The sequence below is a fragment of the Sphingobium yanoikuyae genome, assembly GCF_034424525.1.
Taxonomy (GTDB): Bacteria; Pseudomonadota; Alphaproteobacteria; order Sphingomonadales; family Sphingomonadaceae; genus Sphingobium; species Sphingobium yanoikuyae.
Genome location: NZ_CP139979.1, coordinates 3283628 through 3296189, shown reverse-complemented (window position 1 = coordinate 3296189; position 12562 = coordinate 3283628). Strand labels below are relative to the sequence as shown.

Here is a 12562-nt window from a genome sequence, read left to right as displayed (position 1 = left end):
AGGAGAAACGTCATGAACCGTTCGATGCTTCTGACCGCCATCGCCATGGTCGGCATGACCCCGATCGCCGCCATGGCCCAGCCCCAGGCGCGTGGCCCGGCTCCGGGGGAAGGCCCGGTGAGCTATGAGGAACAACTGGCGTCGGTCGAGGACCAGCTTGTCTATGAAGCGCCGATCGCCGGCGTGGAGAACAACTACTGGTTCAATTACCAGACCGACCTGGCCGAGGCGCGCAAGGAACTGACCAAGGATCTGCGCCATTCCAGCGATGCGGAGGATAATCGCGACGCCTGGGAGGAATATCGCACCGAACTGGCCGATGCGCGCGGCGATTATGCCAAGGAAATGGCCGAGAAGGGCTATCCGGTCGGCGAAGTCCGGGTGCTGGGCAGCAGCGGCCGCTGATCCGCGCGCGCTGACCCAAATAAAAAGGGCTGGTCCGGTCATCCGGGCCAGCCCTTTCGCGTTACTGCGTATAGGCCTTGGTCAGGCGGTAGAGGAAGGCGCGGCCGTCGAGCAGCGACTTGACCCGGATGCGCTCATTGAGGCCATGGACCCCCTGGCCATCGGGATCGGCGAACATGCCCGACACGCCATAGGTGGGGATGCCCGCCGCATTGGTGAAGCGCCCGTCGGTCGCCCCGGTGGCGAGCCGCGGGATCACCGGCACGCCCGGCCACATCGCCTTGGTCAGCGCCTCGATCGGCGCCATGATCTGCGGCGTCAGCTGCGGCGCCGACGATTTGGGCTGCGGCGGATCGGCTAGCGTCACCTTGACCTTCTCGTCGCCGCCCACCTGCGCCAGCTTGGCACGCACCGCCTCGACATCCTCGCCCGGAATGATGCGGCAATTGACGTTGGCCGTCACCGACTGGGGCTGGGCATTGGGGGCATGGCCGCCATTGATCAGCGTCGGAATGCAGGTGGTGCGCAGGGTCGCGTTCCAGCTCGGATTGGCGGCCGAGATCGCGGCATAGTCCGCCTCGGTCGCCTTGCCCGCGCCGACCGCCGCCATCGGCTGCGACAGCTTGGGATAGAGCGGCGCCGACGCGCCGAAATAGGCCTTGGCCGCCGGGGTCAGGTTCACCGGGAAGTCATAGGCATTCACATTGGCCAGCGCCTGCGCCATCCAGCCGATCGCATTGAAATGCGGTTCCTGGCGCGAACTATGGCCGCCCGGCGCGGTCGCGGTGAAGGTGAAGTCCTGATAGACCTTCTCGCCCGCCTGCACGCCATGGCTGACCGGCTTGCCATTCTCGTCCAGTGACCCGCCGCCGCCTTCGTTGAGCGCCCATCCGGCCGCCATCGCATCGGGCTTGTGCTTCAGCAGATATTCGACGCCGTTCAGCGCCTTCTCCGTCTCCTCGCCACAGGTCAGCGCCATCTTGATCGTGCGCTTGGGCTTGTAGCCTTCCTGCTTGAAGCGGATCATGGCGTCGGCGAAGCTCGCCGCCATCGCCTTGTCGTCCGACGTGCCCCGGCCATAGAAATAGCCGCCTTCCTCGATCAGGGTGAAGGGATCGCGGGTCCAGTCGGCGCGCTTGGCCGCGACCACGTCGATATGGGCGAGCAGCAGCAGCGCGGGCAGCTTGGCGTTCGAACCGCGCAGCACGGCGGTCAGATTGCCTTCCTTGGGATGGGCCGGATCGACCACGACAGCGATGTCGCCATCGGCATAGCCCGCCGCCTTCAGTCGCGCCGCAATCTGTTCGGCGGCGAGCGTGCAGCTGCCATTGGGCCAGCTCGAATCGGTCTCCACCAGTTCCTTGTAGAGGGTGCGGAAGGCGGCTTCGCCGGCGCGGGCCTGCGTATCGGCCGCGGTGGCGGCGTGCAGGGGGCTGAGGCTGGCGGCCAGCAGCGCGGCGGCGGGCAAGGCGGCAACTAAGCGACGGGATGGCATGGGGCGATGTCCTTGTTCTGATTGTGCGACGCTTGGAAATGCGTCTCCCTGGCCCGGCTGGGCGGCGCGACTGTGCAGAAAGCCGGGGGCGGCGGCAAGGGGATGATTGATGCCCGCTGGCCCGGCTGGGTTGTGCATATCATGCACAATGACTGTGCCTTGGGCTCATATTGTTTCGCCACATGGACAGGCGCATAGAGGGCTTGCCTGAAGCTCCAGCAATGCGCGCCCGATCCGGCGTGGCGGGCCGACGCGTCCGGCTTTCATTCTCCCGACCGGCGTCGCCGCCCTGCCTGGCCCCGCCCGATGATGCTGGATGTGCCGCGTGACGCCTGCCTTGCCTCAAGCGCGCTGGATGGCCGATCGCTACGGCGGCCATGACGCGCTGTTCACGCTCAAGGCCTTTCTCGCGGCGATGCTGGCTTATTATATCGCGCTGCGGATCGGGCTGGACCGGCCCTATTGGGCGATCATCACCGCCTATATCGTCGCCCAGCCGCTCGCCGGCGCAGTGTCGTCCAAGGCGATGTTCCGCCTGCTCGGCACCGTCATCGGCGCGGGTGTGGCGATCCTGCTGGTGCCATTGCTCGGCAATGCCCCCGAACTTCTCTCGCTCGCACTGGCGCTGTGGCTTGGCCTCTGCACCTTCGTCGCGCTGCTCGACCGGACGCCGCGCGCCTACACCTTCCTGCTGGCGGGCTATACCGCCGGGATCGTCGCCTTCCCGGCGGTCGAGGCGCAGGCGACGATCTTCACCGCCGCCAGCCTGCGGGCCCAGGAAATCGGCATCGGCATCGCCTCGGCCACGCTGGTCCACAGCCTCGTCTTCCCGCGCACCGTGTCGGCTCGCCTCCAGGCGCGGATCGATGCGATCATGATCGACGCCGAACGCTGGTCGCGCGATTCCCTGCGGGTCGATCATGGCGATGCGGTCGTGACGCGCGACCGCCGGCAATTGGCGACCGACATCCACGAACTGCACCAGCTTGCCACCCATTTGCCGTTCGAAAGCAGCGCGCTGCGGCTGAAGGCCGGGGTGCTGCGCGCGCTGGAGACGCAGCTTTGCCTGCTGCTGCCGCTGGCCAGCGCGGTCGAGGATCGCTGTCGCCAGTTGCAGCGGGCCGATGCCTTGCCGCCGGCAGTCCATGCCCTGCTGGACGATGTCGTCGCCTGGCTGGGCGCGCCGGACGGGGAGGGCGGGGCGGCCGAAGCACTGCGCGCCCGCGCCCGCGCCTGTGAACCTGATTGCCGCTTGCCCTTCGCCTGGCACGCGGCATTGCAGCTCAGCATGCTCGACCGGCTGGCCGAACTGGTCGCCGTCCATGCCGTCTGCCGCGAGTTGCAGGCGGCGATGGGCGCCGATCGCATCCCCCTGTCACCGCCCGCGCGGGAAGCGATCCGCAACGCCCGCCGCCGCGTCCTGCACCGCGATTATGGCCTGGCGCTGCGCGGCGCGCTGGCGACCAGCCTCACCGTGCTGATCGGCTGCCTGCTCTGGATATTGTCGGCCTGGCCGGCCGGGGCAGGGGCGGTCGTCATCGCCAGCATCATCTGCGCCCTGTTCAGCAATATGGATGATCCCGCGCCCGCCGCCTGGAAAGTGTGGCAGGGTACCTGCTGCGCGGTGCTGGTGGCCGCGCCCTATGCCTTTGCCATCCTGCCGCGCGTGTCCGACTTCCCGGTGCTGGTCGCGGTGCTGGCGCCGGCCTTCCTGCTGGTCGGCGCGATGATGGTGCGGCGGCGGCTGGCGGCGATGGCGATCGGCATGATCCTCTCGCTGCCCGGCCTGATGGGCCTCGATGGCTATTATACCGGGCAGTTCGACAGTTTCGCCAATGCCGCCATTGCCCAGATGCTGGGCGCGTTGCTCGCGGTCTGGGCGCTCAAGATGGTCCGCACCGTGGGCGCCGAACAGTCCGCGCTGCGCCTGCTCCGGGCGGGTTGGCGCGATCTTGCCCTGCGCACCGATCCGCGCCAGCAGCCCGACACGGTCAAATGGATCAACACCATGCTCGACCGTATCGGCCTGTTGACCCCGCGCCTTGCCGAGCTGGGCAGCGACACCACCGCGCCCTTGCTCGATATCCTGCGCGACACGCGCGTGGGCATGTCGCTCGACGATCTCCACCGCTTCCGGGTGCGCGCCCATGCCCGCGACGACCGGCTGCTCGACGTCGTGCTGGGGCGCGTGCGCCAGCATTTCGATCGGCTTGGCGCCAGGGGGCAGGGCGATCCCGATCCTGCGCTGGTGCGGGCCATCGACACGGCGCTCGCCACCATCGGCCGGAACGGCGCGGTCGATGATCGGCGGCTGGCGCTGCTGGCGCTCACCAGCCTGCGCCGCAACATCGCGCCCGATATTCCGCTCAGTCCGCGTCGGGATCGCGAAAATTCAGCCGCCGCGTGACGGTATAGTCCAGCACGCCGACCAGCAGATAGCTGATCCACTGCTTGATCAGCGACAGGCCGGTGCGGCTGGCGCGATAGGTCTCCAGCGAAATCTGCCGGCTCTCGCCGGTCTGCCGGGTGATGAAGCCACGCATCGCCTCGGCAAAGCCGGCATCCTCCACCCGCAGCATCAGCTCCAGGTTGAGGAACAGGCTGCGCATGTCGAAATTGGCCGATCCGATATAGACCGCATCGTCGATCACGATCAGCTTCATGTGCAGCTTGCAGGGCTGATATTCATATATCTCGACCCCGCGTCGCAGCAGCGGGCCATAGAGCAGCCGTGCCGCCGCGATCGTCGCGCCATTGTCCGACAGGGCCGGCAGGATCAGGCGCGCGCCCTTGCGCCGGGCGGCGCGGGCGATCCGCTTCATCATGCCCCGGCCGGGCGAGAAATAGGCTTCGACCATGTCCAGCCGCTGCGCCCGGTCCATGTCATGCTTCACCACCTGCGCCCAGGGGCTCAGCCGCCGGGTCGGCCCGCCGATCAGCCAGCGGAAAGGATCGGCCGGATCATGATGCAGCGATGGGTGCCAGTGCCGCACCATCGCGCGCAGCGTGCGGAACCTTTGTCCCTTGCTCGTGACCCAGCGCCATAGCTGGCCATACCAGCGCGCCATCGCCTCGGCCTGCGGCCCTTCCAGCAGCAGCCCCAGGTCGCGCCAGCAATCGTCGGCGGGGATGCCGAAATAGCCATCCTCGACATTGAAGCCGCCGATCATCAGCCTTTTGTCGTCGGCCAGGGCGATCTTCTGATGGTTGCGGATCAGGTAGCGGGTCGACCGGCGCGTCCCGAACCGGGCGAAATGGCCACCCGCCGCGATCAGCGGGGCGAACAGGCTGTCGGGCGTATTGGCCGATCCGAAGCCGTCGATCATCAGCGTCACCGCCACGCCGCGTGCCCGCGCCGCCACCAGCCGCTCGCAGATCAACCGGCCGCTGCCATCGTCGGCGAAGATATAATAATAGAGTTTCAGGCTCGTGCGCGCGCCGTCGATCAGTCTGACCAGCGCATCGCGCAGCGCCGCGCCTTCTTCGATGACGGTCAGTCGGTTGCCGTTCAGCGTGACGCTGATCGGGCTGGTCGGGGCTTCCTGTTGTCGCGACGCCATGGCCCCTTCATGCGCCGCTTTGCCGCGGCGCGCCATGGCTTTATGGGCTTTTCATTGACTCGACAGGCCGCCACTGCTAGGCGCCAAGTTCAAGATTCCCTATTGATTTTTCAGGAGGCCCGATTGGCCCGCGTCACCGTCGAAGATTGCGTCGACAAGGTTACCAACCGTTTCGATCTCGTCCTGCTCGCCGCCCAGCGCGCGCGTGAAATTTCCGGTGGCGCCGAGCTGACGCTTGAGCGTGACCGCGACAAGAATCCGGTCGTCGCCCTGCGCGAAATCGCCGAGGAAACCATTCTGCCCGCCGACCTGCATGATTCGGTCGTTGCGTCGCTGCAGAAGGTCCAGATTGACGACGACGATACGCCCGATGAAATCGGTTCGATCGCCCAGTCTGCGGAGGCCCTGCGCCTGACCGCTGCGGCGCCGCCGCGCAACCAGAATATCGGCGGCGATTACGACGGCTGATTTTCCACTTTCCGGTTTGGAGAGGGAAGGGGTCCGGCCCGCGCAAGCGGGACCGGGCCTCAATGATTCTGGGCACCGGATTCCGGGGCGTTATTTCCAGGCCGTCGCCAGCATCGCGTCGAGCATGTCGGCATAGGACCAGCCATCGGCCCGCGCGGCAATCGCCGACAGGCAATCCTGGTCCGCGCGGCCCGGCCGGCCCGCACCGGTCATGTTCGGCTTCATGTTGAGGTCGAACAGCTTGAACTGGCCGCTGGCATCGGCGCGGCAGTCGATGCGGATCACCGCGCGCGATTCCACCAGCCCCGCTGCCTTCACACAGGCTTCCAGCATCGCCAGCACCGGGGCTTCTTCCATCCGCTCCGGGCCGATCGCGACGCTGTTCTGCGTCACCGCGACATCGCCATTATAGGGGGCGACACCGTCCTTCTGGTCGAAGCGCAGCACCGGGCGCAGCGCGAAATGGCGGTCGCCCTTCTTACCTGACGGGCGCGGCGCGGCCGGCGGCAGGACGGTGATGGTCATTTCCTCGCCGTCCAGAAATTCCTCGACCATCAGCAGCGTGCCGAACTTGCCTTCGTCGATCAGGCTGCGGGCCGCGGCGTTCAGCGCATCACCATCGCGCACCAGCGTCACGCCCTGGCTGCCCCGACCGCGCACGGGCTTCACGATCAGCGGGAAGGGGATGGCCAGATCGGCCAGAAGCTGCCCGACATCGGCCAGCGCATGCACGCCTTCGCTCGGCCGATCAGCCAGCAAAAAGCCGCGCGCCACCGGCAAGCCGGCCTGTTCCAGCATCCGGTTGGTGGCGAACTTGTCGTCATATTTCTGCGTGGCGACCGGGGTCTGGCCGACGATGGCGACCTGGCCCATCACGGCCTCGATCGGATGCCCCTCGAACAGCACGCTATTGGCCCAGATCGTGTCGGCGCCTGCCGCGATCGCGGCTGCTATCCCGTCGGCCGTGTCGGGGAACACCCATTGCATCGCCTGCGCCGGATCGGGCGCGGGCACCGGCGTCACCACCGTGCGGCCCAGGCCCTTCAATGCAAAGCCGATATCCGCCCCGCCATCGGAATAGCCGCCGGGCTTGGCATCCTTGCGCAGCCCGTCGATCACCGGCGGCGGCAGCGCCTGATAGAGCAGGGCGACCGCGGGCCCGCTCATGCCACCACCTCCGGCAGGCGCCAGTCGATCGCGCCGCGCCCCTTGGCCTCCAGAAAATCATTGGCCTGCGAGAAATGGCGGCAGCCCAGAAAGCCGTTATGCGCCGACAGTGGCGAAGGATGGGCGGCCTTCAGCACCAGATGGCGTCCGGAATCGACGAAGCCGGCCTTGCGCTGGGCATAGGCCCCCCACAGCAGGAACACGACCGGCTCCTCCTTCTGCGCCACCAGCCGGACGATCGCGTCGGTGAATGTCTCCCATCCCTTGCCCTGGTGCGACGCGGCCCGGCCCATCTCGACCGTCAGCACGCTGTTGAGCAGCAGCACGCCCTGCCGCGCCCAATGCTCCAGAAAGCCGTGGCGCGCGCGCGGCAGGCCGAGGTCGCTTTCCAGCTCCTTGTAGATATTGACCAGCGAGGGCGGCGTCCGCACGCCGGGCTGGACCGAAAAGCACAGGCCATGCGCCTGGCCCTCGCCATGATAGGGGTCTTGCCCCAGCACCACCACCTTCACCTGGTCCAGCGGGGTCAGGTCCAGTGCCCGGAAATATTCATTCCCCTTGGGGAAGATGCGCTTGCCGGCCGCCTTTTCCGCTTCGATGAACTGTTTCAGGCCCTGCATATGGGGGCTGGCGAACTGGTCGCGCAGCGGCGCGCGCCAGCTTTCGTGCAGCTTGATGGTGTCGTTCATGGCCGGCGTGATGAACCCCCGGCATGCCTGCGTCAACTGCGGGAAAAGCCGATCAAATATCTTGCCACCCGACCCATGATGGGCGACAGACGGGCCATGCCGTCTCTCCGTCAAATTGGCGCCAGCTGCGCCGCCCTTGGCCTGTTCTTTGCGCCTTTGCCGAGCGCCGATGCCTTCGGTCCGCCGCCCCGGCCACAGGTGCTGCTGACGGCGGAGGCGCATCTTCTGGCCGAATTTGACCGCTTCGCCGCTTTGTCGGACGGCACGGTCGGCGTCGCGGTGCAGGATCTGCAGACCGGCGAGATCCAGTCGCGCAATGGCGATACGCTCTTCCCCATGGCCAGCGCCTACAAGGTCGCGGTCGCGGGCCGCATCCTCTCGCTGGTCGATGCCGGCAGCCTGAAGCTCGACGACCGGCTCGCGCTCGATCCCGCGCTGGCGAGCGAAGGCGGCATCGCCTGGATGTTCTCGCGCCCCGGCGCGACCCTGCCGGTCAGCCAGCTGCTCGACCTGATGCTGACGCGCAGCGACAATAATGCGACCGACGTGCTGGTCGCCCGCGCCGGCGGGCCGAAGGCGGTCAGCGATTTCGTCGCCGGCCTTGGCATCCATGGCCTGCGCGTCGATAGCGATACCGCGCATCTCCTCTACCGCGCCATGGGCATCAATCCCCAGTCCGGCACCTTCCAGCAGAATGCTGGTGCCGCCCGCCGCGCCGATCCGATGATCCAGCGGCGTGACGTGCGCGATCTGCCGAACATGGACTTCATGCTCGATCCGCGCGACACGGCGACGCCGCTGGCGATGAACCAGCTGCTGGTCGCCTATGAATCGGGCAAGGCATTGAAGCCGGAAAGCACGCAACTGCTCTTCACCATCATGGGCCATTGCCAGACCGGTAAACTGCGCCTGTCGGGCATGTTGCCGCCCGGCACCCCGGTCGCGCACAAGACCGGGTCGCTCAATGGCGTCGGCAATGATGTCGGCATCATCGGCCTGCCCGATGGCCGCCGCTTCGCCATCACCGTCTTCGTGATGAAGGACAGCCGTGGCCATGTCTCGCGCGACCAGATCATGGCCCAGGCCGCCCGTGCGGCCTATGATTATTTCCTCTTTGCGCCCAAGCGGCGCGTGGCGCTTAACAAGTTGAACGTCCACGTATAAAAGATGGGGCATAACAGAGAGGATGCCCCTTATGACCCAGATCACCCGGTTCCGGGACTTCTGGCCCTATTATCTGCAGGAACATGCCCGGCCCGCGACGCGCGCCATGCATTATGCCGGGACCAGCCTGGTGGTCGGCATCGCGGCCACGGCGGCCATTACGGGTCGATGGTGGCTGGCCGCTGCGCTGCCGGTCGCCGGCTATGGCTTCGCCTGGGTCAGCCATATGCTGATCGAGCGCAATCGTCCCGCCACCTTCCGCTATCCGCTCTGGTCGCTGCGCGCCGATTTCGTGATGCTCCAGCGTTTCCTGACCGGCCATATGCGCCGCGATCTGGCCCGTGCCGGCATCCGCTCCGACGGCACGGTCGATCCGCAGCGTCGCATTCGCGGCTGAGAGTCCGTTTGAGAAGGCCGGTTCCAGCCCGCTCCCCCGCCCAGGATTTCAGGCAGGATGATACTGGATCGAGTGGTTGGGCGTGGGAACAGCTTCTAGCCATCGCAAGCGCTTGATTCCCGCCGCCGCTCTGTCACAAGAGGGGCGCGATGGGGCTCACCGCGACATTCTCCCTGCCGACCGACCGGTCGGCGCTGGCCGCCCGCTGGCAGGCGCTGGAGGCACGCAGCGATGCGTCCTTCTTCCTGCGCTGGACCTGGGTGGGGGCCTGGCTCGACAGCTATGGCGTGCGTCCCGAACTGCTCGCCGTCACCGATGAAAGCGGACAGGATGTCGCGCTGGCGCTGGTCGGCCATGCGATGCGCCCGCGCCTGCTGGGGCGGGTGGCGACGCTCAGCCTCAACCAGTCGGGCGATCCGGCGGTGGATCGGCCCTATGTCGAATATAATGGTCTGCTCGCCGCGCGCGGGCAGGAGGCGGCGGCCGTCGCTGCCGCGATCGACGCCATCGCCCGGCGCCGTGACTGGCGTGTGTTGCGGCTGAGCGGCATCTCCCCGGATTCGCCGCTGCTTGGCCTGCCGGCCCGGCGCAAACTGCGGGTCGATTCCTCGCCCGTCTACCAGGTCGATCTCGACGCCGTGCGCGCCGCCGACGGCGATTATCTCGCGCTGCTCAGCAGCAATACGCGCAGCCAGATCCGCCGCGCGATGAAGGATCATGGCGGGCCGCTGCCCGATGTCACGGTCGGCACGCTGGATGACATCGCCCCCTGGCTGGACGAGATGGCCGCGCTCAACATGGGGCGCCATGCCGACAATGCCTGGGACGATCAGGGCTTTCGCCAGTTCGTCGCCACCATCGCGGCGCGCGGACTGCCCTCGGGCGCGGTCGAACTGCTGCGCTTTGCCGATGCCGGCGGCCCGGTCGGCCTGCTGGTCAATTTCGTGCAGGACGGGCAGGCGATGAACTATCAGTCCGCCTTCGCCCAGCCGCGCACCGCCAAGGACAAGCCGGGCCTGCTCTGTCACGCCGCTGCCGTCGGCCATTATGCCACGCGGGGCCTCAGCCTCTATTCGCTGCTCGCGGGCAAGGATCGCTACAAACAGAGCCTCTCGACCCGCGAAGAGGCGCTGGAGTGGTGGCATGTCGAGCGTTTCAGCCCCCGGCTGGAGGCCGAGGCACTGGCGCGCAGGATCCTTAAACGCCCAGCTTCCGCATGACGCGATAGACGAAGCGGCGAATGCCCTGTTGCTCGGGGCGTTCGCTCACCGCGCCGGTCGGCAAGCCACGCTTGCGCAGCAGGGCGTTGAAACTGTGCAATTCGCCCTCCGCCACGCTGCGGTCGGACCGCCAGGTGATCGACAGGCTGATCGACACGGCCGGGCCATTTTCCACGAAATGCGGCGCCTTGACCGGCACATGCACGGCCTCGCCGGGTTCAAGCGGAAAGGGGGTGCCGCGCGCCTTGAACCCGTCCTGCCAGATCAGGTTGCGATGACCGCCATTGTGAAATTCCTCGCTCTTTTGCGCCGGCACCAGTTCCTCGTCGCGCGCCGGGAACACGGTCATCACCTTGGTCCCCATGATCTGCAGCAGGATATTATGCTCCGGGTCCATGTGGAATGGGGTGACGCTGCCGGGGGAGGTCAGGAAGATGAACGCCTCGCGGTGCAGCATCGGCCCGGTGCTGCGCGCGACGATCGACTCCAGCTCCGCCAGCGCCGCGTCCAGCAACGCGCCATAGGCCGGGTCGCGCTCGACATTCTTGAGCACCGCCCAGCTGCCATTGCTCTCGATCGTGCGGATCGTCTCGCCCAGGCTCAGCCCGTTGGATGGCGTATCCTCCGGCCGCACGCCCAACGGCAGCTTGCCCAGATTATATTCGACCGCGCTCGCCGGCATCCGCTCGGCGAGCGTCGCCAGCGCATCCAGTGTCAGCAATTCATGCCCGACCAGTTGATGCGTCAGCTTGGTCGGCTGGTCGGGATAGGCGGCGGCGAAGGCGGCGCGGGCGCTGTCCGAAAAATGCGGCGCGTCGGTGGCCGGCGCCATCGGGCTATGCACGGTCATTCCTGTCCTTTCATGCGGCTGGCGATCCGTTCGACCCCGCCGGCCAATGCAAAGGCCGCTGCCCGGCGCAGGCGCGTCGCGCCCTTGCCCTGCAGGGCGATACGATATTGGACGATGCTGCGGCGCTCGGCCCACAGGCTGTCGATCATCGGATGATCGGCGGCGGCGCAGCTGTCCATCCAGCCGATCGCCGGATCATCCTGCACCGCGTGCAGATTGGCGATCTCGATCAGCACGCCGGGCGAAAAGCGGCCCATCTCCTCGTCAAAGGCGATCTTGAAGGAAAAGGCGCCGTCGCCATGGCGGAAATTGACCAGCATCGCGATCGCCCGGCCATCCAGGTCGATGCGCAGGAAATGCAGCCGTCCCGCCGCAAAGGCTGCGGCGCAGGCGGCGCGGAAGAAGGCGATGTCATCGGGCCTGCTCGCCAGTGCGCTGCCCTCGCGGCCCTTCCATCCGGACGCCTCCAGCGCCAGGAAGTCGCCACACCAGCGCGGCAGGTCGGCACCATCGTCCAGCAATCGCTGCTCGACCGTTCCCAGTTCCGCCAGTCGCTTCTGCAGGCGGCGGATTTCCTTGCGCTTCTTGGCGCGGACATGGGTTTCCCAATAGGCGTCGGCCGACAGGTCGGATCGCAGCATCGCCCGGTCATGGCGATGCACCTCGCGCCGGCCGCGCCCTTGTTCGACGCACAGTGCTTCCAGCGCGGCGGCATTGGCGCCGGCCGCGTCCAGCGCGCGCAGGTGCAGGAAATGCGGCGCCCATTCGGCCGCGTCCAGTTGCGCCAGCAGGCCGCGCCACGCCGCCATCTCCTGGCCCCGCCGGATCAGCGGCGCGCCGAAGAAACAATGGTCGTGCATCCAGTTGGCGACGCAGCCGATCGGCAAGCGGCCGTGGCGCGCCTGCACCGTCACCGGCAGCAGGCCGATCAGTTCGCCATCCGCCTGCGCCTCGATCACGCGCACGTCACCACTGCCGGCCAGATGGTCGATCGCCGCTGCCAGCAGGTCGGGCGCGTAGAAGGCATTGGGTTCGGCCGCCTCTGCGGCGAGAGTCGCCCAGCGCGCGCGCGGGGCCGTCAGCGGCAGGCTGTCGGATGCAAAGGGGGGAGATGGGTGCGCTGCCATGTCCATCGCCTCGCCTTAGC

General features: G+C 67.3%; 12 protein-coding genes. 6 read left to right on the top strand and 6 right to left on the bottom strand.

Annotation, left to right across the window (positions count from 1 at the left end):
* The first annotated feature begins 12 nt into the window (after window positions 1-12).
* Window positions 13-405, top strand: coding sequence for a hypothetical protein (locus U0025_RS15275; RefSeq protein ID WP_004208283.1), 393 nt, complete (start codon window positions 13-15; stop codon window positions 403-405).
* 61 nt (window positions 406-466) lie between these two features.
* Here U0025_RS15275 and U0025_RS15270 read toward each other — a convergent pair whose 3' ends face one another.
* Complete coding sequence (locus U0025_RS15270) at window positions 467-1900, bottom strand: M20/M25/M40 family metallo-hydrolase (protein ID WP_004208282.1); 1434 nt, start codon at window positions 1898-1900, stop codon at window positions 467-469.
* Between the two features lie 355 nt (window positions 1901-2255).
* On the opposite strand from U0025_RS15270, the gene U0025_RS15265 reads away from it, so the two are divergent.
* On the top strand, window positions 2256-4307 hold the full coding sequence (locus U0025_RS15265) for an FUSC family protein (protein WP_004208281.1): 2052 nt from the start codon (window positions 2256-2258) through the stop codon (window positions 4305-4307).
* On the opposite strand, the gene U0025_RS15260 is transcribed toward U0025_RS15265, so the two are convergent.
* Window positions 4267-5496, bottom strand: a complete 1230-nt coding sequence (locus U0025_RS15260) for a phospholipase D-like domain-containing protein (protein ID WP_004208280.1) — start codon at window positions 5494-5496, stop codon at window positions 4267-4269. The two genes, U0025_RS15265 and U0025_RS15260, sit on opposite strands and share 41 nt — an antisense overlap.
* 87 nt (window positions 5497-5583) lie before the next feature.
* Between U0025_RS15260 and rpoZ the strand changes: the two genes are divergently transcribed.
* Window positions 5584-5928, top strand: a complete 345-nt coding sequence (gene rpoZ / locus U0025_RS15255; protein ID WP_004208279.1) for a DNA-directed RNA polymerase subunit omega — start codon at window positions 5584-5586, stop codon at window positions 5926-5928.
* A 90-nt stretch (window positions 5929-6018) separates the two neighbouring features.
* Here the strand turns inward: rpoZ and U0025_RS15250 are convergent, their stop codons facing one another.
* Window positions 6019-7095, bottom strand: coding sequence for a D-alanine--D-alanine ligase family protein (locus U0025_RS15250; RefSeq protein ID WP_004208278.1), 1077 nt, complete (start codon window positions 7093-7095; stop codon window positions 6019-6021).
* Window positions 7092-7784: a uracil-DNA glycosylase gene (ung, locus tag U0025_RS15245; protein WP_004208277.1), complete on the bottom strand. Its 693-nt coding sequence runs from the start codon at window positions 7782-7784 to the stop codon at window positions 7092-7094. The genes U0025_RS15250 and ung overlap by 4 nt, the downstream gene beginning before the upstream one ends.
* Before the next feature lie 96 nt (window positions 7785-7880).
* Between ung and bla the strand changes: the two genes are divergently transcribed.
* The 3 genes from bla (at window position 7881) to U0025_RS15230 (ending at window position 10565) form a co-directional block, all read left to right on the top strand.
* Window positions 7881-8948 carry a class A beta-lactamase gene (bla, locus tag U0025_RS15240; protein WP_010338315.1) on the top strand — a complete coding sequence of 356 codons (1068 nt, stop codon included), beginning with the start codon at window positions 7881-7883 and terminating at the stop codon, window positions 8946-8948.
* 31 nt (window positions 8949-8979) lie between these two features.
* Window positions 8980-9345: a DUF962 domain-containing protein gene (locus U0025_RS15235; protein ID WP_004208275.1), complete on the top strand. Its 366-nt coding sequence runs from the start codon at window positions 8980-8982 to the stop codon at window positions 9343-9345.
* A gap of 149 nt (window positions 9346-9494) precedes the next feature.
* A complete protein-coding gene (locus U0025_RS15230) occupies window positions 9495-10565 on the top strand; it encodes a GNAT family N-acetyltransferase (RefSeq protein WP_004208274.1) in 1071 nt (356 codons plus the stop codon).
* Here U0025_RS15230 and U0025_RS15225 read toward each other — a convergent pair.
* Window positions 10543-11415: a cupin domain-containing protein gene (locus U0025_RS15225; protein ID WP_004208273.1), complete on the bottom strand. Its 873-nt coding sequence runs from the start codon at window positions 11413-11415 to the stop codon at window positions 10543-10545. The two genes, U0025_RS15230 and U0025_RS15225, sit on opposite strands and share 23 nt — an antisense overlap.
* Window positions 11412-12548, bottom strand: coding sequence for a GNAT family N-acetyltransferase (locus U0025_RS15220; protein ID WP_037490474.1), 1137 nt, complete (start codon window positions 12546-12548; stop codon window positions 11412-11414). The genes U0025_RS15225 and U0025_RS15220 overlap by 4 nt, the downstream gene beginning before the upstream one ends.
* Window positions 12549-12562 lie beyond the last annotated feature (14 nt).